Raw genomic sequence first — 26,804 nt, forward strand, 5'->3', positions numbered from 1 at the left:
CCAGCCATGCGTCCGGGACGTGTCGTCATCATCAATGACAGGTCAGCCGAGATCGGCGGCGCATCCAACCTTTCGTGCCTGTCCGCGCGCCTGTTGCGCGAGGCCGGCGTGCCGGTCACCTTCTTTGCCGGCGACAGTCCTGCGCAGGCAGGCCAGCCAGACGCGGTGCATCTGGGCGACAGGCCGCTCGTGGAGCGCGGGCGGATCGCGGCCTTTGCCGGCGGGCTCTACAACCGCAACGCCCATGCCGCACTCAGAGGCTGGATCGAGGCACACGACCGACCCTCGACCATCTATCACGTGCATGGGTGGTCGAAGATCCTGTCACCCTCCATTTTCCGCGCGCTGATGCCGGTGCGCGGGCGTGTCGTGCTGCATGCGCATGACTATTTTCTGGCCTGCCCGAATGGCGGCTTCATCAACTACCCGATGGCGTCGGTATGCAAGCTTGCGCCCATGTCGCTGCGCTGCCTGACCACGCAATGCGACAAGCGCGGCTTTCATCAAAAGGCCTGGCGCTCGGCACGGCATATGATGATGCAACGCTTCTTCGCGCTTCACAGCCAGCCGGCCAATATCGTTCTCGTGCATGAGGCGATGCGGGATTACTTTGCCCGTTCGGGCATCGACGACAGCCTCATGGTGACCATCCGCAACCCGGTCGAGCCCTTCCTGCGGTCGGGCGCGCGGCCGCAGGCGATGCGTGATTTCTTCTTTGTCGGGCGGCTGGAACCGGAAAAGGGCTTTGAAGACGCGGCACAGGCTGCCCGTCTGGCCGGCGTCCCGTTTCACGTCATCGGCGAAGGGGCAGGGCGCACCGTTCTTGAAAACCGCTATCCGGAAGTCACGCTGCACGGCTGGTGCAACCGCGCCCGCATCGCGGAGCTGATGCGCACTGCGCGCTGCGTGGTCATTTCCTCGCGTGTGCCCGAGCCGTTCGGGCTGGCGGCGCTCGAAGCGGTGGGCAGCGGCATTCCGGTCGTGCTGCCCGGCCACGCGCTTCTGGGTCGGGAGCTGACGCAGGCGGGCGCGGCCTTCACCTTCCCGACCGGCGGCATCGAGGCGCTGGCCGCCACACTGCGCCGGCTTGCCGATGATGACGGGCTGGTCGCGGCGATGAGCGACGATGCGCTTGCCGTCGCGCCGCTCATCGCCAACACGGCGCAGACATGGCTTTCAGCGCTGCTTGCGCTTTATGGCAGCGTGCTGGAGCGCGCCAGTGCAGAGCACGGACGCCGCATTCTGCGGGCCACGCGTGCAAAGGCCGCCGCAACCGAAACAGGGCGTTCCCTCCATCGCACAAGTCTGGAGCGCTAATGCTTTTGGCCAGCCGCCCAGCAACTCAAATGATGCCGATTAGACCGGCGGCTTTGCGGGGGTAGGGATGGTCCGATTGTTCGGTGGATTGCACCTAAATAGCGCCGTCCACTACCCCGATGGAGTTATATCACGCGGTTTGCGCGGCTTTATAATGATCGACGGCGAGGCACACAGAACAACACCCAGGGGCGGGTTCATGCTGTACGCATACGATAGTTCCGTAAAACAGGAATTGGAGCTGCGGAAAGTAAGACATTTCCGCTCCTATTTTGTTTTCAAGAGAACATTCGACATCGTCTTCAGTATTCTTGTTCTCTTTTTTCTTTTGCCGGCTTTCGCCGCGATCTCCCTGTGCATCCTTATCAGCGACGGAAGGCCGGTCTTCTATCGGCAGAAGCGCATCGGTCGCGACGGGCGCGTTTTCGACTGTCTCAAGTTCCGCACGATGCGGCGCGACGCCGACCGGCTGCTCAAGGAGCTTCTGGACAAGAATCCGGTGCTTCTTCAGGAATGGCGCGCCTGCCAGAAACTGCGCGACGACCCGCGCATCCATCCCATTGGCCGTTTCCTTCGGGTTTCGAGCCTCGATGAGCTGCCGCAGTTCGTCAACGTGCTGAAAGGCGAGATGAGCGTCGTCGGGCCGCGCCCGATCGTGGAAGACGAGATGGTGCGCTATGGCGAACGCATCAATGATTATCTGCTGATGAAGCCGGGCATCACCGGGCTGTGGCAGGTTTCAGGGCGCAACGACACGTCTTACGACCAGCGCGTCGGGCTCGATGTCCACTATTTCCAGAACCGCACGACCTGGCTCGATCTCAAGATCGTCTGGCGCACGGTCGGCGTGTTCCTGTTCGATCACAATGGTTGTTAGGGCGTTTCCTGCGCAATTCCGGACGGAAAACGGGTTCCCGCTTTTCCTGGAATTGCTCTGGCGCAGAGCAGAGCGCACACGGGAATTCTAGAGGAGGTAGAGAAAGACAACGGCCAGCCAGACGACAAGACAGAAGGCAATAACAATCCAACGCGTGGCGATCTTTGCGCTGATCGCCTTGAAGGGCCGGGCCAGGAAACCCTGGTTCATCTGGTCTTCTTTACTCGCGTCTCGCACTGTCTGCTCGTTGTTCGCCGAAAAGCACCAAAGCTGTAACCGCTCACGAGGAACCGCAACCATCTGCAGCCCCTGTCTCAACGCCGGGCCGCACCGAGATCGGGCATCGAAATCCATGCAACCGCACTTCCGATTTATGCACCGCCAGAGACGGCGAATCATCGGTCATTTCAAGGAAAGCGTAGCTGATGCGCCCGCGCAGGTGAATAGCGGCGGGGGGAACGGCTGGTGAAACCGGATCACAAACCTCGGCAGGATGACACACAGCCCGCCGGCTTTCTCGGTCTGCCGCTCTCCACATTGCTGGGCGGCGGGGTCTGGGTCATGGTGGCCCGGCTGTTCGCGCAGGTGGCGCAGCTTGCCGTTTTCGTGGCTGCCGCCCATGTGCTGGAACCGGCCGAATTCGGCCTCTTCGCCTTCGTCTCGGCCATCGCGTTTCTGCTGGTCGTGGTCAGCGAAGGCGGGTGGGCCGAGTTCATCATGCGCTCCGAACATGGCGAGCAAAGGCTTCCCGAGCTTGCGGCAATCGCACTCCTGAGCGGCAGCGGCTTCACGCTGCTTGGCCTCTGGAGCGTTCTGATCGTCGGAGGGCTCTGGTTCCCGGTGTGGCAATCCTGGCTGTTCGCGCTCTTCACACTGTGGTTCGTGCCCGCCGCGCTCAACACGGTCTATGATGGCACGCTCGTTCATCGCCATATGCTCAACCGTCAGGCGATCATCCGCATGATCAGCGAGGCGGGCGGTCTGGTGGTGGCGCTGTTCGGCCTCTGGGCGGGCTGGAACATCGTCGCGCTGGTAATCGGTCGTCTTGTCACGAACCTCCTCAATGTCCTTGGCGGCATCTGGGTGCTGGGCTGGATCGCCCCACGCTTGCCGGACCGCAGCGTTCTGGCCGAAGTGATCCACTTCGCGCGCTACATTGTGAGCGTGCGGCTCATCGTTTTCGGCCGCGCCTATTCGGGAACGCTGCTTGTGGGCAGCCTGCTTGGCCTTGCCGATGCTGGCTATTACCGGGCGGCCGAGCGCATCGTCGCTGCCTTTTCCGAACTCGTCGGCGAGCCGGCGCGTCTTCTCGCCTGGGTGATCTTCCGCCGTGCCGGCAATCAGGATGCAGGGACGGGTGACGATGCGATCACGCGGGCGGGCAACGTCTTCCTGCCGGTGCTTTTCGCCGTGGCTGCCCCTGTCTATGTCGGCCTTCTTCTGGTGGCGACCAATCTGGTGGATATCGCGCTTGGCAGCGGCTGGGCGCCGGTGGCGCTGGTGGTGAAGATCCTCGCCGTTCGGCAATTGCTCATGTTCCAGGGTTATGTGACCGAACCGCTGCTTTCGGTGCGTGGCGAGGTGAGCCGGCTCTGGCCGCTCTCGCTGATGATCAGTGTCACCTCCATCGGCATGATGGTTGCGCTTGCGCCTTTCGGGCTTGTCTATGCGGCGCTCGGTCAATGCGTGGCGGCTGTCTTCGCCGGCGGGCTCTCGATCTGGTATCAGGCGCGCTATGGCCGGCTCGACTGGTCCCGCATCGCGGCCAATAGCGGTCTGATCGGGCTCGCTGCTGCGGTCATGTTCGTGGGTGTCTCGTCGCTTGCGCACTGGCCCGCCGAAGCGCATCTGCCCAGCTATTCGCAGATGGCCGTTCAGGTGCTCGTCGGCGCACTGATCTATCTGAGCGTTCTCTATGCAAGCTGGAAATGGACCGGCTGGCTGAAGTCCGAAGGCTAGAGGAAACCCCGGCAGGGGTTTTCAGCGCAAGAGCCGTGCTTTCAGGTGGTCTGCCAGCCGCAGGGTCAGCGCGAGGATCATCAGCGTCGGGTTCGCATGGCCGGGCGTTGGAAAGACGGAGCTACCCGCCACATAAAGCCCTTCGACGCCATGAATTTGCGCATTGCGGTCGACCACGCTGGACGACGGGTCTTCGCCCATGCGGGTGGTGCAGGCGGGATGCGCCATGTCGGCAAAGGGCGCGTGTTTGAAGTCTTCGTCCAGAACCCATTGTTCAAGACCTGGCTGCGGCAGGCCCACCCGCCAGAACTCCGCCGAGATCAGCTCGGCAAGCCGCGCCACGCTGGCCGTTTCCGCCCAGCCTATCTTCCAGTTGACGCGCGGCATGGGGATGCCAAGCGGATCGCGCCGCGATGAAAGCGTCACCCGGCTTTCGCGGTTGGGCCGCTGCTCGACCATCGCGTCGAAGCGCAGTTCCGTCATCTGGCGCGGCAGGCCGCGTTTCATGATGAGCCGGCGGTGCAGGCCAGCCGCCAGCCCGCCGGGCGCGGCAAGGGCCGTGCGCAGATCGCTGAGCCGAAACCGCTGCCTGCCTGCATAAAAGCGCTTGAGCGCCACCCACGGGTCGGTCGGTGCAAGCATCTGTACCGGATAGGTGGCGCAGTTGAGCAGCCCTTCGCGGGCCTGAAGACGCGGGCTCAGCGCCAGTCCGCGCAGATAGAAATGCGTGCGGTGATTGTGCGTCAGGCCGTAAAAGCCGAAATGCTCGGCCACGTCCTGCAGCGTGTCCCTGCCGAACCGCGCGATCACGGTGCGCGGATGATCGGCAAGATACCGCCCCACGCAGTCGCGCTCATTGCCGATGCCCTGTTTCGCCACGTCGTTCGAGGCAAGCAGAAGCCGCGCATTCTCGATGCCGCCGCAGCACAGAACCACCTTGCGCGCCCGCACGCTCGCCTCGGTGCCCGAAAGACTCTTCAGGTCGAGCGTCTCGATCCGCCGCCCATTCTCGGAAAGGCCGATGCGGGTGACCGTCGCATGGGTGAGAATGTCGATGTTCTTCGCCGTCAGCTTGGCCGCGATGTCGGCAAAACGCAGCGGCTCGCTGCTGCCCGCCCTGTGGCTGAACTGCCAGAAGAAGGTGCGCACCAGATCGTCGTTCAGATCTATTTCTGCCGGCGGCGAGACCAGCCGGTGATAAAGCGCCCTGTCATAGATGTTGGGGCCGAGATTGAGCAGTTCCGCCGCACGGTCCAGCTCGCCGGCGAGATCGCGGCGCGGAAAGGGCCAGCCGGAGCCGGGAACCCATTTGCGCATGTCGAAATCGATGTCATCGAAGGCGGCGCATTTGCCCACCCAGGTGTGGGTGCTGCCGCCGACCAGCCGGTTGCGCAGTTCGAAGGCGGGAATGTCGTTGAGCCAGGCGAGATCGCCCGTATAGCCGCGCTGGAGCGGCATGGCGTCCCGCGCATTCGGATCGCCCACATTTTCCACCCGGTTCAGTGTCTGCGCGTCCGGGTCGAAATCCGTGCCGCCGCTTTCGATCAGCAGAACCTTTACGGGCGTGTCGGCAAACTCGCGGGCAATCGCCAGCCCTGCCGGTCCCGCGCCCACAAGGGCGAGATCGGCTTCGAACTGAGTGCCGGAAGGCATGGTTCGCAAGTCTGTATCGGACACATTGCCACCTGAGAGGGCGGCTCAGCCATGGACAAAACGGCTTGCCGCGCTGTGAAAACCCCGCAGCAAGGCTAGCAAAAACACGGCCCAGGCCGAATTCATCCAAATTGCATAGAAGGGGCTACTTGCTAAGGGTTTTGGCCATGGCCGGGTAGGGCCGCAGCGCCCCTGTTTCGGATGATTGGATTATTTGAAAACCCCTTGGGCGCGGCATAGGCTCGAAGCGTAAATGGGGCGCCGCGGCGCAAGCGACGTGCCCCTTCTGCGCACCGCGCAGACCGGGCATGAAGCCGCCCGCCGGCAAAGCGGGAAAACACTATGGCAAAGGTTGGTTTGCGTGAGTGGCTGGCCATCGGAAGGGTCATCGCCTCTGGTCGTCTGGCGCGTTATGGGGGACCGGGCGAAGGGCCGCTCGACCGGTTCGAGAAGGCGTTTTCGCAACAGTTCGACATCAGGCATGTGCTCACCGTCAGCAGCGGCACCGGGGCGCTGATCAGCGGCCTTGCAGCTTCAGGCGTGGGGCCGGGCGATGAGGTTCTGGTGCCCGCCTATACGTGGATCGCCACCGCCGCCGCCGTGCTTGCGGTTGGGGCCGTGCCGGTGATTGTCGACATCGACGAAACGCTGACCATGGACCCCGACGACATCGAGCGCCGGATCACGCCGCGCACCCGCGCGATCCTGCCCGTGCACATGGCCAACATGGTCTGCGACATGGAAGCGATCATGGCGCTGGCGCGAAAGCATGGCCTGCTTGTCATTGAGGATGCGTGCCAGGCGGTCGGTGTCACCTATCGCGACCGGCGCGTGGGCACCATTGGCGACATTGGCGCGTTCAGCTTCAACCAGTTCAAGAACATCAATATCGGCGAGGGCGGGGCGGTGGCCTCGCAGAGCGACCGCTTCTTTGCCCGCGCGCGCATGTATCACGATGTGGGCGAGCTCTTTCGCGGCCATCTCGACAATTACAACGAGCCCAGTTTCTTTGGCGTGAACTTCAAGGCAAGCCAGATCCAGGGCGCGATGCTGAATGTGCAGCTCGCGAAACTCGACCCGATGCTGAAGCGGATGCGCCAGCGGCATCAGGTCATGGCGCGCATCCTGTCGGGCTGCGACGCCTTCCGGCTGGGGCCGCACAATGATCCGCAGAATGCGGTTGGCCTTCACCTTCTTTTCGAAACCGAAGAGGAGGCGAAGACGTTTGCCGCAAAACACAGGCGCGGCGTGTATCGGGTCTTCGATTCCAGCCGTCATGTCTGCACCCACTGGACGCCGATCCTTGAAAAGCGCGCCTTCCATCCGGCCATGAACCCCTATGGCTGGGCAAAGGCCAGCGTGGATTACGGGCCGGACATGTGCGCCCGCTCGCTCGACATTCTCAAGCGCACCTGCCGCATCAGCCTTGGCGAGAACTATCCGACGGCGCTCATGGCCTATCTTGCCCGCCGCATGGCTGGCCAGAGTTCACAGGAAAGGCGGTTGTCCTATGCATCTTAAACCGATCGGTATTGGCGCCAGCACGATCGATGTCTGGCAATGGTCGCTCGATGTTCCCCTAGATGCGCTGCCGCAGCTCGTCTCCGCTCTCGATGAGGCGGAATTCGCACGTGCAGGCCGCTTCGTGCATGAGAGACACCGCCTGCGTTTCATCGCCGGGCGGGGCCGGCTGCGGGCCATTCTGGGGGCGTATCTCGGTGTTCCCGCAAGGCGTCTTTCCTTCAGTTACAATGCCTTTGGCAAACCACGGCTGGCCGGACGCGGCGAACCACCGCTTCACTTCAACCTGAGCCATAGCGGTGGCATGGCGGTGCTCGCCGTATCGGACCGCTACCGGCTGGGCATCGACATCGAGCGGGTTCTGCCGTTTCGGGAGAACCTGGCCGCGCATTTCTTTTCGCCGGCAGAGAACGAGGCGCTCGCCGCCGTTCCCTCGCAGGATTATCTGGGAGCGTTCTTCCGCTGCTGGACCCGCAAGGAAGCCTTCGTGAAGGCGCACGGGGCAGGGCTTTCGCTGCCGCTTGAATCCTTCGATGTCACCATCGACCCGGAAGGTCAGCCGCGGCTTCTGAGGCTGGATGGCGTTGCCGATGCACCGGCCCAGTGGCGGCTTGCCAACCTTGCGCTGCCGCGCGGCTATGTCGGTGCGGTGGCCGCGATGACGGCCGGCAACGCCGTTGCGCTCAACTATCGCGGTCGCCGGCAACCGGCTCCGGGGCGCGAAACGCGCGGCGCCTGGCATCCGGGCGCTCGCCTTGAGCGCTCTCAGGCGTTGAGGCGTGCATCCAGAATGTAGCGGGAGCCGCTGGCATCGAAATGGTGGCAGCCGCTCAGGCCCGGCTTGAAGTCGGGCAGGATGCGCCGCACGCAGGTTTCCCGATAGTCTTCCATGTCCAGATGCTCGATCTCCATGATGTTGAGACCGTATCCGTAAATGCCATGGGCATTGTATTGCGCGGGCCGGTAGAGGCGGCGATGGCGCGAGAAGATGCGGCCACCATTGCGCGCCGTGGCGCTGCCGATCACCACCGGGTTGCGCCGGTGCGACACAAGCCGGTTGAGTTCCGGGCCATCGACCTGGAAAGCGTAGAGCGCCGAGCAATGATCTTCGAAAGCGTGATGCTCTGACAGATTGGTGAAAAGCCACCACTGGCCGCGATGGTGGAACAGCGTGCTGTCAGCGGCCGACCAGCCTTCGAGCGCCCGCGAATAGGGCTCCCAGATCAGCGGAAAGCTGACCGCGCGCCAGATTTCGATGCGCTTTCGCTGATGCGTTTCCGGCATCATGAAAATCTCGTCGCCATGCTTGAAAACGAAGGGAAACGAGAGGTGTTCCTCACCGCCAAGCGCAATGCCGATGGGCTCGAAGCCGCGCCGCGTGATCTCGCCGACCGCGATGTGCGCCTTCGTGTCGCCGCGCCCGTAATTCTCGTAGAACAGATAGGTCTTTCCCTGATGGTGAAAGAGAAAGGGATCGGCCTTGATGGCCGTGTCCGTTGGCGGGATTTCCGTAGCCTCGCTCGGATCAAAATCATCAATGGACCCGCGCCCGCTGTAGAGCGTCCACACGGCCGTATCCTGATGGGAGGCGCGGCGCACGGATTTCAGCGCCCGCTGCGTCACGTTCTTCGCAAGTGCTGCCGCATAGCGACCGGTCGTCAGAAGGCCGGGCGGTGGGGCCGGTTGAACACTGTCAGCCGCTTTCAGTGGTTTCGGCAGTTTCCGGGTCTCGGCCAGCCGCCGCAGTTCCCGAACCAGAAGCAGAACCGATTTCTCCTTCATGAAGGCGTTGTTGCGCGCGGCGCTGAACTTCACATTGAACTCGGCCTCCGCAATTGCACGCCGTTCCGGCTGGCGCGCAGTCTCGACGAAAAGCGAGAGATGGCTCGTCGGCGCGCCTTCGGCCACATCGCCCATGCCCTCCCAGTTGACGGGTCCGGACTGGGTGAAGACATGGCTGAGCGACCAGACGCCGAAGCGAAGGTTTTCGGTCAGCGTTTCCGGCAGTGCGCCCTCGCAATGGCGCAGCACCAGATCGAGCTCCAGCCTGTGGCGGTCGCTGTTCTCTCCGGTTTCGTCCAGCGGAATGCTCACGATGGAACTGCGCGCGCGCTCGAAGCGGCGTGCGCGATAGGCGGGCTGGCGTGCGAAAAGCGAATTGTCGAGCCGCGCCACCGTTCTGGCCAGAAGGCCGGGTCGGGCCGCATGGTGTGGAGCGGGATCGGTGAGGAACGCGACCAGCCTGAAGCGCCGGTCCGAGAGCAGGCGCTCGATCAAAAGCAGTTCCCAGTTTTCGAAGGTCTGCCCGATGGCGCGCGCAATCCCGATCCGCAGGGGACGCGCCTGCGGCTTCCTGTTGCTGGCCGGTTTTCCCTTAGCGTTCAGAGCCGCCTCCCAGTTCAAGGCGCTCGCCGAGCACGGTCGAGAGCTTGTCGATGCCGCTGTCGCTGAGCGAATCCTCATGCCAGCCACGCAGGTCGAACACGGGTGAATCATCCGGCACGAAACCGCGCCAGCCAAACAGGAGCGGCTTGGCGCGCGGATGGTTCGCCTGGCTGCGGAACAGGAGCACGGTTTCGCCATCGAGCGCGCGCGGGGTGTAGCGCCGCGCTGCCCGCACCAGAAACTGCGTAACCGCCTCGTTTGCCTCTTCCTCGGGGTTCAGCGCCCGGTCTGGCGCAAAGCGCTCCACCAGCTTCAGCGAAAAGCTGAACTCTTTCAGATAGGTCATCATCGAAATGCGGCCGCGGATCAGCTTGCCGGTGAAGTAGAGCAGGCGCTTGGCGCGTTTCTCGGTGTTCCAGCGCCAGCGGGTGAAGCGTGGCTGCGAGCGCACATAGCCCGGAGCCCAGCTGTCGATCAGCGCCACAAAGCTCACATCGTGGCCTTTGAGGCGGATCTGCCGCGTCATCTCCGCCGCCAGAATGCCGTTCACGCAAAGGCCCACCAGCGCCACCGTTTTGGGCCGGTCGCCAAGCTGCATGGCGTCCACCGCATCGCCGGCGATCTGCTCCAGCGACAGGTTTTCCGTTTCCGCATCGATCCGGGCGTTGAACATGTGCAGGTTCACGACCGAGGCGTGGCCGGGAAGCGTTTTGGCCATCCGGTAATAGAGGAAAGGATGGTTGAGCGTGTAGATCGCGCAATCGCCGCTGCCCTGCCGGTAGATGGTGGTTTCCCAGTCGATGATCGCCGGGTTCTGCTCCGCCGTTTCCACATCAGGCGGCGCAGCGGGTGCATGGTCTGCGACCGGTGCTTCCGCCTCACCGAAGACCGCGCGGGCAAAGCCTGAAAGCGTCGGCTCCTTGAAAAGCACCGCCAGGTCCGGCTGCACGCCGAAGGTCTCGCGCATTGCCGAGAACATGCGCAGCGCCAGAAGCGAATGGCCGCCGAGCGCAAAGAAATCATCGCTTCCCTGCACCTGCGGCACAGCGAGAACGCGCGCCCACACCCGGCCAAGCTCCGCCTCCCGATCCGCTGGTGGCGATACCTTGCGTGCTGCTGGCGGAGCGACGGGCGCAGGCATGGGGTCGGGCATGGGAAGTGCTGCATCATCAAGCGCGCCGTCAGCCCGGCGCGGCAGGGCAAGCAGAATGCTGATGCCCGCCGGCATATCGTCGTCAGGCAGCCGTTCTGCCAGATAGGCGGTGAGATGCGCCGGCAGCGTTTCAAGCGGTGTGGCAAGGCCGGCGGCCGGCGCCGCATAGGCGTGAGACGCACCGGAGGCATCGCGCCTGACCGCCGCATCGGCCACGTCACGATGGGCAAGAAGCAGGGCTTCCACCCGCGAAGCCGGTTCTGCGCGCGTCTCCTGCGGTGAAGCGGGTGCGCGCACGGGGCCTTTCATGTCGCCGATCTTCGCCTGCGGGTCGGCCAGCGCGAAGGCATAGGCCTTCTGCCAGAGGTCGAGCAGTTCCTGCGCCGTCGCCTCATCGAACAGATCGGTGTTGTATTCCACCGACATGCGCCAGCCGGTCGGTCGGCCAATCATGATGAAGTTCAGATCGTAGATGACGCCCGGCGACTGCGAGGGCGCGCTGATCAGCTCGAAATCGCCATAGCGCGTGTCTTCCAGAAACGCCTTCTGCTGGTTGAAGTTCAGCGAAACCAGCGGATTGCGCGAGGGATCGCGTGCCGGATTGACCAGCTCCACCAGATTGTTGAACGGCATTTTCTGATGATTGAGCGCGGCCCCCACCGTGGCGCTCACCCGCGCCAGGTGATCGGCGAAGCTCAGATCGTCGGCAATGTCGAAGCGCAGCACAAGATTGTTGATGAAGACGCCGATCAGGCTTTCCAGATCCACATCCTCGCGCCCGGCGATCTGCGTTCCGAACAGGATTTCGCGGCTGCCGGAATAGTGATGCAGCGCTGCGCTGATCACCGCCGCGCCATAGCTGAACAGCGAAACATGCTGCGCCCGCGCCGCCGCCTCGATCCGCTCGCCGAGCTCCATCGGAAGCACGGCGGAGAGGATTTCGCCACGGCTGGTCTTCACGCGTCCGCGCGGCCGGTCGGGCGGGATCTCGAAATAGGGCGCATCGCGCAGCTGCTCGCGCCAATAGGTCTTCTCGGTCTCGAAACCGTAGCTGTTGCGGTACTCGTCCTGCCAGAGCGCGAAGTCGCCATATTGCAGCGCAAGTTCCGGCAGCTGCGCCGGGCGTCCGGCGTCGATGGCGGCAGCCAGTTCGCCAAGCTCGCGCCCCAGAACCCGGATCGACCAGCCATCGAAGCAGGACTGATGCGCGGTGATCAGGATGAAGCCGCGCCGGTTCTCCACCATCAAAAGCGTGACGCGGAAGAGCCCCGCCTGGCCAAGATCGAAGGGTGCCGCCGCCGTCTCCCTGCTGATCGACTGGACGCGCGCCTCGCGCTGGTCGGCCGGCACATGGCGCAGATCAATCACCGGCATGCGAAACGAGACCGCCCGCACCACCTGCTGCACGGGCTGCCCGCCCATTTCGATAAAGCGCGTTCTCAGGATCTCGTGCCTGTCGATGATCTGCCGAAAGGCCGTTTCGATGCTCTCGGTCTTGAAATCACCCCGGATTTCCCAGCGCACCGCCACGTTGAGCGCCGGGTTTCCCGGGCTCAAGCGGTCCAGAAACCAGCAGCGCAATTGCGTCTGCGTGCAGGGGAATTCGCCGATGATCTCGTCTGCCCCCTCGGCAAGCGGGCGGTGCTCCGTGTCGGTCATCAGTGCGCCTCCATGCGGCGGCGTGCGCCATGCCGGAAATCCTTGAGCGAGGGCACATGCGGCTGCACACCATTGACCGGCTCATCGCCCGCTTCCTCGGCGATCAGCGCCAGTTCGCCGATGGTCGGGTGCTGAAGAAGATGCCGCGCCTCCAGCGGCAGGCCGGCGTCGATCATCCTTGCGGCGATGCGGAAGATGCTGAGCGAATCCGCGCCCAGCGCGTAGAGGTTTTCCTCGACGCCAATCTCGGGAATGTTCAGCACGTCGCGCCAGATGGCCGAGAGCTTTTCCTCCATCGGTGTGCGCGGCGCGGTTCGGATGATGGCCGCTTCCTGACGCGGAATGCCCTGTTGTTCCAGCGTCTTGCGGTCGAGTTTGCCATTGGCCGTCTGCGGAAGCGCTTCGGCCTCGACCCAGAAGGCGGGGACCATGTGGCCCGGAAGATGCGCCTTTGCATGCGCGCTCAGCGCATCCGGGCGTGGCGGGTTCGCTGGATCATCGGGCACCACATGACAGACAAGCTGCCGATCACCATTGCGGTTCACGGGTGCGGCCACGGCGCACTGCCGCACGCCCTCCGCCGCCGAAACCACCGCCTCGATGTCGCCAAGTTCGATGCGGAAACCGCGCAGCTTGATCTGGTTGTCGCGGCGGCCCAGAAGCTGGAGCGAGCCGTCTGGCATGCGCCGCCCCACATCGCCCGTTTTATAGAGCCGTTGCGGAACGCCGCCAATGGAGACGTTGCGGAAGGCCGCATGGGTCTGTTCGCCATTCTCGAAATAGCCGATGGCGAGGCCGTCGCCGCCAATGTTCAGCTCGCCCGTCACGCCCACCGGCGCGATCCGGCCACGCGCATCGAGAATGTGAAGCTGCGTGTTGGCGATCGGATGGCCGATGGTGATGGGCGCATCCGCATCATCGATGCGCGCCACGGACGACCAGATCGTCGTTTCCGTCGGCCCGTACATGTTCCACAATTCGCCGCCGGTTTCGATCAGGCTGCGCGCCAGCGCCGGTGGCAGGGGCTCGCCGCCGCACAGCATTTTGAGCGCCGGACGTTCGCCAAGCCCCGCCTCGATAAGCATCTGCCAGAGCGTCGGCGTCGCCTGGAGCACGCTCGCCCCGCAGGCGTTCAGAAGGCGCACGAGCTGGAACCCGTCCTGCACCTGCAGCCGGTCGGCGATCACCACCCGCCCGCCGCAGATGAGCGGCAGATAGAGTTCGAGTGCAGCAATGTCGAAGGAGATGGTGGTGACGGCCAGAAGCGTATCCTGCGCCGTGAAGCCGGGTTCCTTCGCCATGGAGGTGAGGAAGTTCACCAGCGCGCTGTGGGGCACTTCCACCCCTTTGGGCACACCGGTCGAGCCGGATGTGAAGATGATATAGGCCGCCTGCGATGTGCCATGTGCGCGGATCTGAAGCGGCGCGGCATCCTGTGCGGCAATGGCCGCACGTTCTTGATCCAGCCGGATCGGCAGCACATCGTGGCCTGCAAGCGCGGCAATGCGTTCATCCCGGCAGATCACGGCGGCGATATGGGCTGCGTCCATGGTCTGGCTGAGACGCGCTTCGGGATGATCCGTGTCGAGCGGCACATAGATGTGATCCGCCTTCATGATCGCCAGCAGCGTGACCAGCATGTCGATGGACCGGTCCAGCGCCACCGCGATGCGACGGCCGGGGATGAAGAGCTTTTCCTGAAGCAGGCGGGCAAGCTGCCAGCTTCGCGCATCCAGTTCGCCATAGGTGATCGTTTCATCGCCATGCATGGCTGCGATGGCGTCAGGTGTCTCAGCAGCCCGGTCGCCGAAAAGTTCGAAGGCGAAGCGCTCGCTTTCACAGGGCGTCTCGGTCTGGTTCAGACCATGGGTCAGCCATGCCGCCTCATCATTCGAGAGAAGCGGCAGGCGTTCGATCCGCGCATCGATGTCGTCGGCCAGCGCCGCCGCCAGCGTGGCGAAGTGACCGAGCCAGCGCTCAATGGTCTCCGGGTCGAACACATCGCCATTGTAATCGACATCAATGCGGATACCGTCGCTGCTCTCGATCATGTTGAGGAACATGTCGAAATTGGAAAACGCCTTGGGATTGGGCGTCACGTTCGCCGACAGTCCGCCAAAGTCGAGCCCCTTGCTCATGCGCTCCAGGTTGAACTGGATTTCGGTGAGCGGCAGGCGGCTCGGGTCACGCTTCAGCCCGAGTTTCCGCACCAGCGTTCCATAGGTGTAGTCCTGATGCTCGAAGGCCTGCAGAACGAGCGTCTGTGTGTCCTTCAGATGGGCGGAGAAGGCGCGGTCCTCGTCAAGCGTCTGGCGCAGCGGCAAGAGGTTCACGCAATGGCCGACCAGCGTTTCTTCGCCGACAAGGCTCTGGCCCGCAGAAGGCACGGCGATCACGATGTCGTTGCTGCCGGAAAGGCGCGACACCATCACCTGCAGCGCTGACAGCAGGGTCGAGAACAGCGTCGCGCCGCTCTTTGCACCGGCCTTCTTCAGCCGCTTGTAGGTGTCCTCACCGATATGCGCGGTGCAGGTGCCGCCGGCAAAGCTGCGCCGTTCCGGCCGTGGCCGGTCGGTGGGCATGTCTGGCAGATCCGGCACGGTCTCAAACTGCGAAAGCCAGAACTGTTCCGTCTCGCTGCTCGCCCCGGGCCGGTTCGCCCGGTCCTGCGCATAGGCCGAGAAGGCCAGCGCCGGAGGCAGGTCGGGCGTCGCGCCCTTCACCAGCGCCGAATAGGCTTCGGCCAGTTCTTCCACCAGCACATTCACCGACCAGCCATCGCACACAATGTGGTGTGCGGTGAACACAAGCACGTGCCGGTCTGCCGAAAGCTTCACGAGTTCCGCGCGCGCCAGCGGTCCATTGACCAGGTCGAAGGCGGTGCGGGCCTCGCGGTCCATGATCGCCGTCAGCGCCGCTTCATCGGGAAGCCCGGTCAGCGGCATTTCAATGCGGAAATCGGGCATCACCTCGAAATGCTCGCCGGTGCGCGCAAATCTGATGTGGAGCGCATTGTGCCGCGCCACCACCAGGTCGAGCGCCCGACGGAAAGCGGCTTCGTCCAGCGCGCCGTCGAGCATGAGATTGAAGGATTCGTTGAACGAGCACGAGGCTTGATCGCCCGCCTGCGCGGCAAGCCAGATTTCCTTCTGCGCTTCGGTCAGCGGGGCCTGCGCGGGAGCGGGCGGGGTTTCCGTTTTCGTCACTTCCGGCGCGGGCTTTGAAAGAGGGGCGCTCTGCGCATCTTCACCACGAAGAATGCCGGCCCCCTGCATGGCATCGAGCGTGTTTGCGAACACGGCGGCAATGCGCTGAAAATCCTCCTCCGAATGCGCGGTCGTCAGGAAACAGGGATAGCCGTCCTGCACATGCAGGCCCTGAAGGCGCGCATGGGGGTAGAACAGTGAGCCGAGTGGATCGGCATTGCCGAAATCGGTCACGAACCAGCTCTTGTAGCCGTGGATCGGCATGGCGATGCCACGCTCGGAAAGCTGGGTGTTCAGCTGTGTGACCAGCTGCTCCGTGCGACCGGCCACCCGGTCATAAAGCGCGCGGCCTTCGCCCTTGATGTGCTGCAAAACGGCGCGGGTTGCAGCCAGCACCACCGGATGCCGCACAAAGGTGCCGGCGAAGAAGGTCGGCGCGACCATGGGCACGCTGTCATCGCCATAGTCCCAGCGGCCGCCATCCAGCGCATCCATATAGCGGCTGTCGCCGGCCAGAACGCCGATGGGCATGCCGCCGCCCAGCACTTTGCCATAGGTCGCCAGGTCTCCGCGAATGCCCCACAGGGCCTGAATGCCGCCGGGGTCGACGCGGAAGCCGGTTACCACCTCGTCGAAGACCAGCGCGAAATCGCGTTCCGTCGCCACCGCGCGCAGCGCGCGCACGAACTCGACGGGCTGCAATTCGGGATGCCGGCTCTGCACCGGCTCGATGATGACGGCGGCGATGTCCTCCGCATTGGCGCGGATCCAGTCGAGGCTCTCCGCTGCGCCATAGGGCAGAACGGTCATGTTCGAGAGCGAATCCGAGGGAATGCCTGCCGCAATCGGCAGCGTCCGGTGCTGTCCCGCGCGGCTGCGCCCCTTCACCAGAACCTCGTCGAACTGGCCGTGATAATCATTGCCGAATACGACGATGCGGTCGCGGCCCGTCACCGTGCGGGCAACCCGCATCGCGGCCATCACCGCTTCGGAACCGGTGTTGCAGAAGGTCACGCGCTGGTGCCCGGTCAGCTCGCTGATGAGATGGGCCACCTCGCCGGCAAGCGGCGTCTGCGGCCCGATGGCAAAGCCTTTGTCCACCTGCGCGCGGATCGCCTCGGTCACGAAATCTGGGGCATGGCCGAAGGCCGTCTGGCCCATACCGTTCACGAGGTCGATATATTCGTTGCCGTCTATGTCCCAGATGCGCGATCCCTTTGACCGGTCGGAGACGACGGGAAACACCATTTCCTTCCAGTCGGAGCGGAAGCCCGAGGCTGCGCGCGGATCGGCCAGATGCGGCCGGTGCTTTTGCGTGAACGCCCTGGAGCCTGCGTTCTTCTTACAATAACGCGTCACCAGATCGTCGATGAAGGCGCGTTTTTCGGGCGAAAGCGTCTGATCGCCGGCCTGTGCGCCGGGCTTGTAGACACGGATGCGGCTGCCGCCGATTTCGCTTTCATCACCGGTTGTCTCGGGTGTCGGGGCAGGGGACGGCGCTGGCGCAGGGGGCGCGGCCTCCTGTGCGGCGGGGGGCGGCATTGCCGCTGCCGCCGTGCCGCCCAGCGACTGGATGGTCTGCATCTGCTGCGCAAAAAGTTGCTGCGCCATCTGCAACTGAGACTGGAACAGCGCCTCGAGCCCGAGAGGCGGCTGTGGGGTTCCATTCACCGAGGTAGATGGCGCAGCGGGCGCGACGTCCGGCGTGGGGGGGACCTGTTTCACCGGAGGGGGAGACGCCGTCTGCAAGGCATCTGCCGGCAGTTCGGCATCCAGGTGTCGCGCCAAGTCATGAATGGTCGGAATGTTGCCGAGCAATTCGCGGAAGGAGAGCTTGATCCGATATTCCTTCTCCACCTTCTGCGCGAACTGGCCGATGAAGAGTGAATCGAAGCCAAGCTCGAGGAAGGTCGCGCCGGCCGCGTCGTCAGGCATCTCCTCGCCCGAAAGGTCGGCAAGAAGGGCAATCAGGGCGCTTTCCAGCATGGCTGGCCGGTCGGTTGTCGAAGGTGCAGCGGTCATTGGGCTCGTTCCGTCTGTCATGGTTGTCTGGCTCTGGGCCGGGGCTTGGGTCTGGGCCACGGGCTGAGGGGCCACGGGCTGAGGGACTGCCTGCGGCGCATCGGTCGCGGCGCTCGCCCGGTTTTCCGGCTTCGGTGCGTCGATCCAGTGCATCTGGCGCTGGAATGGATAGGTTGGCAGCGGGATCTTCCGCCGCGCCGTTTCCGGCAGGGCCGGCCAGTCCAGCGCGCAGCCGGCGATCCACGACCGCGCATGCGCCCCGGCGAAGGCTTCTTCACCGAAGGATGCGCGGTCGTGTTCGGGCAGGGACTGGATGATGGCGGCAATGGCGTCGCGCTTCAGCGTCTGCGCAGTGAAGACCGAAAGTGTACGGCCGGGGCCGCTTTCGATGAACACCGGCTGGCGGTCGCGCGCGATGGCCTGAATGCCATCGGCAAAGCGCACGGCGTCGCGGCAGTGGCGCGCCCAGTAGGCTGGTGACGCGCCCTGCGCATCGGTCTGCCAGTCGCCACTGACGCAGGAAATGTAAGGGATGGTCGCCGGACCATATTCAACCTTCGCCGTCTCCTCTTCCAGCGCTTGCGCCGCCTCGTCCATCATGGCCGAGTGGAAGGCGTGCGAGGTGTGCAGCCGGCTGTAGGCAATGCCCGCGGCATCGAGCGCGGCGCATGTTTCATCCATGGCCTCGAACGTGCCGGAGATAACGCTGAGACTGGGCGCGTTGACGGCGGCGATCTCCACCCCGTCGGTCAGATGTGCGGCAGCCGTTTCGGCGTCAGCGCGCACCGAGACCATGGCCCCCCTGGGCTGGTCCTGCATCAGCCTTCCGCGCGCAGCCACCAGACGCAGCGCGTCCTCAAACCGCATCGTGCCTGAAAGCGTCGCGGCGACGAATTCGCCAACGCTATGGCCGATCATGGCGTCGGGCATCAGCCCACGGCTCATCCAGAGTTTCGCCGTCGCATATTCAACGAGGAAGAGCGCAGGCTGCGCGATCTGCGTGTCACGCAGCGCTTCGGCAAGCCCTTCCGCTGTGTCGTTCTGGGGCAGGCGGATGAAATCGCGGATGTCGCAGCCGATCAGCGGTTCCAGAAGTGCGGCGCCCCGGTCGATCCATTCGGCAAAGGCAGGCTCACTTTCATAGAGCGCGCCGCCCATGCCCACATGCTGCGCGCCCTGGCCCGGAAACATGAAGACCACGGGCGGGGCTTCCGGTGCTGCTTCGCCCCTGATCGGGCGTTCGGCCTCCAGCCCGGCAATCGCTTCATCGCGGGTGCGTGCGACGACCGCTGAGCGATGGGCAAAAGCGTGCCTTCCTTCCTGAAGCGTGTGCGCCACGGCGGCAAGCGGCTGTGCGCCTTTGCGCAGCGCATCGGCCAGGTTCTGACGCATGGCGGCGAGTGCTGCTTCATTGCGCGCGGAAAGCGGCAGGATGAGCGGCCGGGCGGTGTGGTCTTCCAGCGTGCTGGTTTCTGGAGCCTGTTCCAGAACCACATGCGCATTGGTGCCGCCAACCCCGAAGGAGCTGACGCCGGCGCGGCGTGTCGCGCCTTGCGCCTTCCATGGCGTTAGTCCTGTCGGGATGCGGAAGGGGCTGCCTTTGAGCGCCATGTGGGGGTTGGGCGACACGAAATTCGCCACCGGCGGGATTTCACCATCGCGCACCACGAGCGCCGCCTTGATGAGCCCGGTCACGCCCGCGCCCGCATCCAGATGGCCGATATTGCCTTTGACGGAGCCCAGCGCGCAGTGCCCTTCGGGGCCGGCGCTGCCAAAGGCGTTCATCAGGCCGTTGAACTCGATGGGATCGCCGAGTGGCGTGGCGGTGCCGTGGCACTCCATATAGCCAACGCTCGCCGGATCGACGCCCGCACTTGCAAGCGCCATCGCAATCGCTTCCGCCTGGCCGGAAACGCTGGGCGCGGTGTAGCCCACCTTGTCCGCGCCATCATTGTTGGCGCCATAGCCACGAATGACGGCGTGGATCGTGTCGCCATCCGCGATGGCGTCTTCCAGCCGTTTCAGAAGCACCACCCCGCCGCCATTGCCGAACACCGTGCCGCCCGCCTGCGCATCGAAGGGGCGGCAGAACCCGTCCGGCGAAACCATGCCGCCTTCCATGTGGATGTAGCCGCGCTTCTGCGGCACCGAGATCGACACGCCACCGGCCAGCGCCATGTCGCATCCATAGGTCAGGAGGTTCTGGCAGGCCTGTGTCACCGCCAGAAGCGATGTGGAGCAGGCCGACTGGATGGTGAAAGCAGGCCCTTTCAGGTCGAGCTTGTAGGCCACGCGCGTCGCCAGCGTGTCGTTGATCGCGCCCACCAGCTCGTTGAACATGTCCACCTGATAGCCGGAGGTGAAGGCCTCCGCCTTCTTTCGGTCGGACAGGATGTTGTTGATGAGATAGGTGCTCAGCGACGATCCGGCGAAAACGCCGATGGCGTCCTTTGCTGCGAAGGGATCGCAGCCCGCACTCTCCAGCGCTTCCCAGCAAAGCTCCAGAAACAGGCGGAACTGCGGGTCGAGCACCGCCGCTTCGCGCGGATACATGCCGAAGAACTCCGCATCGAACATGCCCACATCGTCCAGACAGGGCCGCGAGGGCACATAGTCGGGCGACGCGCGGGTGGCGTCGTCATAGGCGTCTTCGATCTCGTCGGGCGCAAAGGTGCGGAAGGCATGCCGCCCCTCGCGCGCCATCTGCCACAGCGCATCGACCGAGGGCGCACCGGGAAAACGCCCGGCCATGCCGATGATGGCGATGCTGCCAATGCCCGCATCGTCTTCCGCCATCGGTGCGTGTTCGTTCGGCGTCGTGTGCTCGTTCATGCTCTGCCCGTTCATGCTCTGCTCCGGCGGAATTGCGACATGACCTGTCTCTGCCTCGCGGCGCGGCTCTGGGCGGCGGCGGTCTGCGGGCCGTCCGCCGCCTGCTTCTCGAGAAAGCGCGCGAGGATGCGGATTTTCGGGTGCTCGAAGAGGGTCACCACATCGATGCTGCGGCCAAGCTCCTGTTCGAGTGCTGCGTGAATGCGCATCAGCTGCATCGACGTGCCTCCGAGGTCGAAGAAGTTCTGATCCGGGCCGATGGCGTCGGTTCCAAGAACGCTGCGCCAGTGACGCGCGACGACGGCCTCCATGCCCTCTGCAGGGGGCGTTGCCGCAGCCGGTGCGGAAGCGGGCGCATCAGCCGGGTTCGGCAGGCGCGCGCGATCCACCTTGCCGGCGCGGTTCATGGGGAATTCGTTCAGTACGATGGCTCGCCCCGGCACCATATGGGCCGGAAGGACGCCCTTCAGCCGCCCGAGAACCGATGCGGCAAAGCCCAACTCGTCATAACCGTTTATGGCTCCGCCCTCCGGGCGCGGGCGCAGATAGGCGACCAGCCGTTTGGCCGTTCCAGCCTGATGACACTGCACCACGGCGTCGGCCAGGTGTTCGTCACGGCGCAGCGCCGTCTCGATCTCGTCCAGCTCGATGCGCTTGCCGTCGATCTTGACCTGCCGGTCGCGGCGACCGCGAAAATGCAGGAGCCCGTCCGCCTCCATCACCGCCATGTCGCCGGTCAGATAGACGCGCAGGCTTTCGCCGTCTGCGGTGCGGATCGTCACGAAACGCTCCTGCGTCAGCTCCGGCCGGTTCAGATAGCCGATGGCGAGCCCGTCGCCGGAAACCGCAAGCTGTCCTTCCTGGCCGGGCGGCAGCGCGCGAAGATCATCATCAAGAATGTGAACGCCGCTATGCGCGATGGAGTGGCCGATCGGCATCGCGTCGTCCCGGAACTCGGCCGGAACCTCAAAAGTCGAGGCGATGACGGTCACCTCGGTCGGCCCATAGGCGTTGGTCAGGCGGCATGTGGGGTGAGCGGCGAGAAACCGCCGCGCATGATCCGCTGACGCCACTTCACCGCCGAAAAACACATGCCGAAGCGAGGTGAGCCTGCCGCCCGGATGATCGACCAGAAGGTTGAACAGCCCCGTGGTGAGCAGCATCACCGAGACGCGCTCGTCATCAATCGTTTTCGCGATGCGCTGCATGGAAAGCGTGCGGTCGCCAATGCCGGCGAGCCGCGCCCCGTTGAGCAGCGCGCCCCAGATCTCGAATGTGGCGGCGTCGAAAGAGATCGTCGCCGTGTGCAGCACCACATCGTCCGGGCGGAAGTCGACATAGTTCTGCGCGCGCACCAGCCGCACAATGCCGCGATGCGGAATGACCACGCCCTTGGGCCGCCCGGTCGAGCCCGACGTGTACATGACATAGGCAGCGTCACCGCCCGAAACGGCCACGGCGCTGCCGGTCGGCGCATTGTCCTCAGCCAGCCCGGCCATGGCCGCGTCAATGTCGATGAGGCGCTCTGCACTTATGGGAAGTCTGGCTGTAAGATCCGCGCTTTCGGCGTCGATCATCAGGGCGCGCGGCGCGCAATCCTGCGTCATGTAGGAAAGGTGTTCCAGAGGATAGGCCGGATCGAACGGCGCATAGGCAGCGCCCGCCTTGAGGATCGCCAGCTTGGCAACCAGCGTCTTCAGCGCGCGTGGCAGAAGCAGGCCCACTATGTCGCCCCTGCGCACGCCCATCGCGGTGAGGCGGGCGGCGAGTTTTGCGGCCAGCCGGTCGAGTTCCGCATAGGTCAGGCGCTCGTCGTCGAAGCCGACCGCAATCGCATCGGGGCGCTGGCGCGCCAGCGCCGCCACGGTTTCGTGAACCGTTGCGTCGCGGTCATACCCGCGTTCTGATGCGTGCCCTGAATGAGGAGTGGAAGAAACGGCCGTTCCGGAAATGGACAGCTCGGTGTCGTTCTGGTTTCGATGCATGTAGACGCCCCGCCCGAAAAAGCCCGCGCCTATATTTCAAGCATCTGGAAATGCTCACTGTTTATAGTTGTGGCGCGGGAGAAAAATTGGTTCTCATGCCTTCAACGCCAAGACTTCCACGTGGGCGGCCAAAGAAACAGATGGCCATCTGGATGAGCCCCGCGCCGACCGGAGGTCTTAGGTTTTTACCCATCTAGGTCATTCGGCGATGGGTCCTGCGGGAGGGGGGGAAGGCCTATCCCAAAGCATTAAGCTCCGGGGCTCTGAGGGGGCATTGGCGGCTCTGGAAGGGCATTGGCCGCCCGTCAATCAAGGCGGTAGGCCCGCACATAGTCGACGATCATGTGCGAGGGGTCGGGGGCCTCGTCCTTCGTCGGTCCGTCGACCAGAGCCAGATTGAGCAGGATGTAGAGCGGCTGGCGATGCTCTTCCTGCGTTTCGGTCTTCCAGACGAATGTGCGGTCGAAATAGAAGCGAATCCAGTCGCGGTCGATCTTGACGCCATAGGTGTGGAAGTCGCCCGGTCGCGCATCCTCGAAGACATTGTTGCGGTGAAAGCGCGAATAATGGCGTCCGTCGCGGTGCCAGACATGCACGACCGATGAATAGCCATCCGGCTTGTCGCCGTAGAATTCGATCACGTCGATCTCTGCGGTGGATTGCGAGCGGTCCTTGCCGATCAGCCAGAAGGCCGGCCACACGCCGGGGCCGTCGGGCAGTTGCGCGCGCATTTCGAAATAGCCGTATTGCTGGGCAAAGCCGTTGCCCTTGGGGTCCATCGAGGCGAGCAGGCCGGATTGCCAGTCGCCCTCCGGGTCGCGTTTTGCCTCGATCTTCAGCATCCCGTCTTCGATGCTGAAAGGCGTGCGTTGACCGGGATCGGCAAAGCGCGCACCGCCGAAATCGCCCGACCAGGGCGTATGCGCGATCCAGCGTGTGCCCGGTCCCCAGGCCGAAACGTCGAGACTTGTGAAATCCTCGTCGAACGACAGGCGCATGGCGTTAATGTCCAGCCGGTCGGCTTCTGTGCCCGGTTCGTCATTGGCGCTGGCCTTGAGCATGCCGAGCGTGAGGACCGTGGCAAACCCGAACACAAGGAACCGGCGTTTCGCCGAGATCCGTGATGCGCCAGAAGCGCGTGATGTATCTGAGGAAAACGGCAATGCGGCAACCTCCCGGAAGGCAGATTATCACTGCATCTGCCAATCCCGGAATTCAGCCAATCGCGGTCCCACTGTCCATAAGAGGTATCCCTGAAACAGGGACGCTCCATTGCATGCGTGGTATCCTCAACCGGGTTTACGCCGCTTGTGCGGCTAAAGGGCGAGGCGCGCCATGCGCATCGAATTACTGGGTTTATTGTCGCTTGTTCTCGGTGGGGTGGTCCTTCTGGCGCCGCCGCGCATGGCATTCTACGTCATCGTCCTTTCCACGCTTTTTGGCGCTGCGGCAGCCTTTGGCGTGCCGGGTCTGGGCGGCGCTTCGGTGCTCGTGCCGAGCCTGCTTCTGGCCTTTTTCTGCCTGCGTCTCTTCATGGCGCATGGCGAGCGACCGGTCTTCGCAGCCGTCTCCTCATCTTCGCCCGGCATCTGGCTGCTTCTGCTCACGGTCTATGGTGTCTTTTCCGCGCTTTTCTTCCCGCGTGTTCTTGAGGGCGTCACCGAAACGATGATCGTGCTGCGCTCCTCCGCAGGGCACCGGATCATCGATCTCACGCCATTGTCGTTCTCCAGCAACAACATCACCCAAACGGTCTATGCGCTGGGCGGTCTTTTCTGCTTCGCCTTCACCTATGCCTATCTGAAACGCGGCGGCACGGCGCGGGATGTGGTGAATGCGATGCTGGTTCTGGCGGTCGCCAATCTCGTCTTTGCGCTGCTCGATGTCGTCACCTATCGCACGGGCACGGCCTATCTCTTTGATTTCATCCGCACGGCGAATTACGCGCTCCTGACCGGTTCGGAAAAAGCGGGCTTCAAGCGCATTTCGGGCACCTTTCCCGAAGCATCGGCCTTTGCGGGCTACACCATCGTTCTCTTCGCCTTCACCGCCAGCCTGTGGCTCGACCGCATGCGCTCCATGACAACGGGCGTCATTGCGGGTCTTCTCCTCCTGGCGCTTCTTCTGTCGACCTCGACCACGGCGCTGGTGAGCCTTGCCGCCGTCATGGTCTTCCTGTCATGGCGCGCGCTGCCGGCAACCGGACCCCATGGCGTCACCGGTCGACCGGCGGCGATAGCGCTCGCTCTCCTCAGCGTTCCACTCTGCTTCATGCTTGTTCTGGTCTTCGCGCCGGGATTTGCCGATGGCGTTCAGTCGTTCCTCGACGAGACACTCTATTCCAAGCTCAGCAGCCAGTCGGCGCGGGAGCGCATGCAGTGGAATGCGGTTGCGTTTCAGGTCTTCCTCGATACCTGGGGCTGGGGTGCGGGGCTCGGCAGCGCGCGCGCTTCCAGCTATGCGCTGGTTCTCCTGTCCAATGTAGGTCTCATCGGCGCGATCCTGTTTGCGCTGTTTGTCGGCAACACGCTGATGCTGCGCAGCGATGCCGGGCGCTATGAGCGGGCCGCCACGCGGGCGGCAAAGGCCGGCGTGTTTGCCGGTCTCTGCGAGGCCATGATTTCAGGCACCGTCTACGATCTGGGGCTTTTATTCTTCATCCTTGCCGGATCTGCCGCCGCCCTGCGCAGCGAGCCGGTGGCGGCCGGAGCCGGCAGCAGGACCCGTCTGGAGACGGTCTCGTGAGGGTCGTGGTCTTCAATGTGCGCTACAGCCCCAATCTGGGGGACGGCATTCTGGCCGAATGCCTTGAGCGCGAGCTTGCAAAGACCCTGCCTGGCGCTGAGGTCGAGACGGTGGATCTTGCCGGGCGCGACGCTTATGGCGCTGCGGACAGCCGGCGCTTCGGTGTTCTGCGCCTGTTGGGGGCGATGCCCGGGCCGGTGCGCCGCATGGTCGTGGAGCGCGTGCTTGGCCGCCGTCTGGCGGCGCTGCGCCCGGTCTGGAAACGCAGGATCGAGAGCGCAGATTTCGTTGTCATCGGCGGCGGCAATCTCTTTCAGGACGACGATCTCAATTTTCCGCTGAAGGTCGGGCAGGTGCTGGACCTCTGCCGGGAGACGGACACGCCGGTGGGCGTCTTTGCCGTGGGCGTCAGCAGCCACTGGTCGCCGCGCGCGGCGACGCTGTTCGGTCGCCTGCGGGAGTGCCGGGTCTTTCATGCATCGGTGCGCGATGCGGGCGCTTTGCAGAACTGGCAGGCGCATTTTTCCGACTGGCGGGATGCGAGCCTCGCGCCCGACCCCGCATTGACGGTGGAGCGGGCGGAACATGCGCATGGGCATGTTCGCCGGGTCCGCCCGCTGGTCGGCCTGTGCGTCACCCATCCGGTCGTTCTGCACCGGCATGCAAGCGGCGGGACGCACGCCATTCCGCTGGCTTCGGTCGCCAGCTACCGGGCGCTGTCCGGGCAACTTTTGAACGCGGGCTGCGATGTGGTGCTCTTCACCAATGGAGCGCTGGAGGATCAGGCTTTTCTGGAGCGGGTCCGGATTGACCTTCCCGAGACCGACGGGCGCATGACGGGGCGGTGCGGTGTTGTCGCGCGGCCATCATCTCCCGACGAACTGATTGCCCTTATCGGCAGTCTCGACGGGCTCGTGGCCCATCGACTGCATGCCTGCATCACGACCTATGCACTGGGCATTCCTGCCGTGGGGCTTGGATGGGATCAGAAGGTGAAGGGCTTCTTCCGGCTCACCGCCCGTGAACCCTTCTTCGTTTCAGCGCACCAAGAAGATGAAGCAGCCATCGCGAAGCGCGTGCTGGCGGCGCTGGAACAGGGGATCGACCCAGAAACACACCGTCTTTGCGTTGCCGGAGCACGGGGAGCGATCCTCAGACTCACGCGCGACATGAAGATGCCGGCGCCCGCCGCGGATCGCGCTTCAGCGTGATGCTTCGCTGTAAATCGGCGTGCGAATTGGTCAATCCGGCCCTCAATCGAAGAAATAATCATTATTCGGTGAAATTGGGGCTGGCTGACATATTTGTGATTAGGGCAGAATACCATGTTAATTAGAGACTTATCCGCGTGTCTCCTGATCGTGGGGCGGGGTCTGCGACTGCGAAAGCAGTTTTATGGAACCGGGTTTGCGAACAGGGCGTTTAGTTCGTGGTTAGAAGCCACATGACTGCCTCTGGTCGACATACCGGTCAGCCTGGTGGCCAGAAGT

At 64.0% G+C, this 26,804-nt stretch carries 14 protein-coding genes; 7 read left to right on the forward strand and 7 right to left on the reverse strand.

Annotated features, from left to right (window positions below; translation table 11 throughout):
• The first annotated feature begins 6 nt into the window (after window positions 1–6).
• Both JYP46_RS02830 and JYP46_RS02835 read left to right on the forward strand, forming a co-directional pair.
• Window positions 7–1,317, forward strand: a complete 1,311-nt coding sequence (locus JYP46_RS02830) for a glycosyltransferase family 4 protein (protein WP_206547208.1) — start codon at window positions 7–9, stop codon at window positions 1,315–1,317.
• 199 nt (window positions 1,318–1,516) lie between these two features.
• Window positions 1,517–2,194, forward strand: a complete 678-nt coding sequence (locus JYP46_RS02835) for a sugar transferase (RefSeq protein ID WP_206547209.1) — start codon at window positions 1,517–1,519, stop codon at window positions 2,192–2,194.
• A gap of 87 nt (window positions 2,195–2,281) precedes the next feature.
• Here JYP46_RS02835 and JYP46_RS02840 read toward each other — a convergent pair whose 3' ends face one another.
• Window positions 2,282–2,548, reverse strand: coding sequence for a hypothetical protein (locus JYP46_RS02840; RefSeq protein ID WP_206545800.1), 267 nt, complete (start codon window positions 2,546–2,548; stop codon window positions 2,282–2,284).
• A gap of 111 nt (window positions 2,549–2,659) precedes the next feature.
• Here JYP46_RS02840 and JYP46_RS02845 point away from each other — a divergent pair, with 111 nt between their 5' ends.
• On the forward strand, window positions 2,660–4,153 hold the full coding sequence (locus JYP46_RS02845; RefSeq protein WP_206547210.1) for an oligosaccharide flippase family protein: 1,494 nt from the start codon (window positions 2,660–2,662) through the stop codon (window positions 4,151–4,153).
• 21 nt (window positions 4,154–4,174) lie between these two features.
• On the opposite strand, the gene JYP46_RS02850 is transcribed toward JYP46_RS02845, so the two are convergent.
• On the reverse strand, window positions 4,175–5,806 hold the full coding sequence (locus tag JYP46_RS02850) for a GMC oxidoreductase (protein ID WP_210346552.1): 1,632 nt from the start codon (window positions 5,804–5,806) through the stop codon (window positions 4,175–4,177).
• A 342-nt stretch (window positions 5,807–6,148) separates the two neighbouring features.
• On the opposite strand from JYP46_RS02850, the gene JYP46_RS02855 reads away from it, so the two are divergent.
• On the forward strand, window positions 6,149–7,327 hold the full coding sequence (locus JYP46_RS02855) for a DegT/DnrJ/EryC1/StrS family aminotransferase (protein WP_206545803.1): 1,179 nt from the start codon (window positions 6,149–6,151) through the stop codon (window positions 7,325–7,327).
• Window positions 7,317–8,123 carry a 4'-phosphopantetheinyl transferase family protein gene (locus tag JYP46_RS02860; RefSeq protein ID WP_206547212.1) on the forward strand — a complete coding sequence of 269 codons (807 nt, stop codon included), beginning with the start codon at window positions 7,317–7,319 and terminating at the stop codon, window positions 8,121–8,123. The genes JYP46_RS02855 and JYP46_RS02860 overlap by 11 nt, the downstream gene beginning before the upstream one ends.
• On the opposite strand, the gene JYP46_RS02865 is transcribed toward JYP46_RS02860, so the two are convergent.
• The 5 genes from JYP46_RS02865 to JYP46_RS02885 all read right to left on the reverse strand — a co-directional run bounded on the left by JYP46_RS02865 (window position 8,093) and on the right by JYP46_RS02885 (window position 23,630).
• Complete coding sequence (locus JYP46_RS02865; protein WP_222473829.1) at window positions 8,093–9,730, reverse strand: glucosamine inositolphosphorylceramide transferase family protein; 1,638 nt, start codon at window positions 9,728–9,730, stop codon at window positions 8,093–8,095. The two genes, JYP46_RS02860 and JYP46_RS02865, sit on opposite strands and share 31 nt — an antisense overlap.
• Complete coding sequence (locus JYP46_RS02870) at window positions 9,702–12,524, reverse strand: condensation domain-containing protein (protein WP_206547213.1); 2,823 nt, start codon at window positions 12,522–12,524, stop codon at window positions 9,702–9,704. The genes JYP46_RS02865 and JYP46_RS02870 overlap by 29 nt, the downstream gene beginning before the upstream one ends.
• Window positions 12,524–20,599 carry a hybrid non-ribosomal peptide synthetase/type I polyketide synthase gene (locus JYP46_RS02875; protein WP_222473830.1) on the reverse strand — a complete coding sequence of 2,692 codons (8,076 nt, stop codon included), beginning with the start codon at window positions 20,597–20,599 and terminating at the stop codon, window positions 12,524–12,526. The genes JYP46_RS02870 and JYP46_RS02875 overlap by 1 nt, the downstream gene beginning before the upstream one ends.
• Window positions 20,596–22,569 carry a non-ribosomal peptide synthetase gene (locus tag JYP46_RS02880; RefSeq protein ID WP_206547214.1) on the reverse strand — a complete coding sequence of 658 codons (1,974 nt, stop codon included), beginning with the start codon at window positions 22,567–22,569 and terminating at the stop codon, window positions 20,596–20,598. Before JYP46_RS02880 ends, JYP46_RS02875 begins: the two co-directional genes overlap by 4 nt.
• A 305-nt stretch (window positions 22,570–22,874) precedes the next feature.
• Window positions 22,875–23,630 (reverse strand): glycoside hydrolase family 16 protein, encoded by a 756-nt coding sequence (locus JYP46_RS02885; protein WP_206547430.1) that lies wholly within the window; start codon window positions 23,628–23,630, stop codon window positions 22,875–22,877.
• 274 nt (window positions 23,631–23,904) lie between these two features.
• Here JYP46_RS02885 and JYP46_RS02890 point away from each other — a divergent pair, with 274 nt between their 5' ends.
• Window positions 23,905–25,314, forward strand: coding sequence for a hypothetical protein (locus tag JYP46_RS02890; RefSeq protein ID WP_222473832.1), 1,410 nt, complete (start codon window positions 23,905–23,907; stop codon window positions 25,312–25,314).
• Entirely contained in the window at window positions 25,311–26,525 is a 1,215-nt protein-coding gene (locus JYP46_RS02895; RefSeq protein ID WP_206547215.1) for a polysaccharide pyruvyl transferase family protein, read from the forward strand. Before JYP46_RS02890 ends, JYP46_RS02895 begins: the two co-directional genes overlap by 4 nt.
• The last annotated feature ends 279 nt before the right edge of the window (window positions 26,526–26,804 follow it).

Origin of the sequence: Nitratireductor aquimarinus (assembly GCF_017255295.1) — a bacterium.
GTDB classification, from domain to species: domain Bacteria; phylum Pseudomonadota; class Alphaproteobacteria; order Rhizobiales; family Rhizobiaceae; genus Nitratireductor; species Nitratireductor aquimarinus.

What these genes read in the sequence shown, in the direction of transcription:
- JYP46_RS02835 (WP_206547209.1), top strand. Translation starts at nt 1,517, where the DNA reads ATGCTGTACGCATACGATAGTTCCGTAAAACAGGAATTGGAGCTGCGG.
- JYP46_RS02850 (WP_210346552.1), bottom strand. Translation starts at nt 5,806, where the DNA reads ATGCCTTCCGGCACTCAGTTCGAAGCCGATCTCGCCCTTGTGGGCGCG.
- JYP46_RS02830 (WP_206547208.1), top strand. Translation starts at nt 7, where the DNA reads ATGCGTCCGGGACGTGTCGTCATCATCAATGACAGGTCAGCCGAGATC.
- JYP46_RS02880 (WP_206547214.1), bottom strand. Translation starts at nt 22,569, where the DNA reads ATGCATCGAAACCAGAACGACACCGAGCTGTCCATTTCCGGAACGGCC.
- JYP46_RS02855 (WP_206545803.1), top strand. Translation starts at nt 6,149, where the DNA reads ATGGCAAAGGTTGGTTTGCGTGAGTGGCTGGCCATCGGAAGGGTCATC.
- JYP46_RS02885 (WP_206547430.1), bottom strand. Translation starts at nt 23,630, where the DNA reads ATGCTCAAGGCCAGCGCCAATGACGAACCGGGCACAGAAGCCGACCGG.
- JYP46_RS02870 (WP_206547213.1), bottom strand. Translation starts at nt 12,524, where the DNA reads ATGACCGACACGGAGCACCGCCCGCTTGCCGAGGGGGCAGACGAGATC.
- JYP46_RS02890 (WP_222473832.1), top strand. Translation starts at nt 23,905, where the DNA reads ATGCGCATCGAATTACTGGGTTTATTGTCGCTTGTTCTCGGTGGGGTG.
- JYP46_RS02875 (WP_222473830.1), bottom strand. Translation starts at nt 20,599, where the DNA reads ATGAACGGGCAGAGCATGAACGAGCACACGACGCCGAACGAACACGCA.
- JYP46_RS02840 (WP_206545800.1), bottom strand. Translation starts at nt 2,548, where the DNA reads ATGGATTTCGATGCCCGATCTCGGTGCGGCCCGGCGTTGAGACAGGGG.
- JYP46_RS02860 (WP_206547212.1), top strand. Translation starts at nt 7,317, where the DNA reads ATGCATCTTAAACCGATCGGTATTGGCGCCAGCACGATCGATGTCTGG.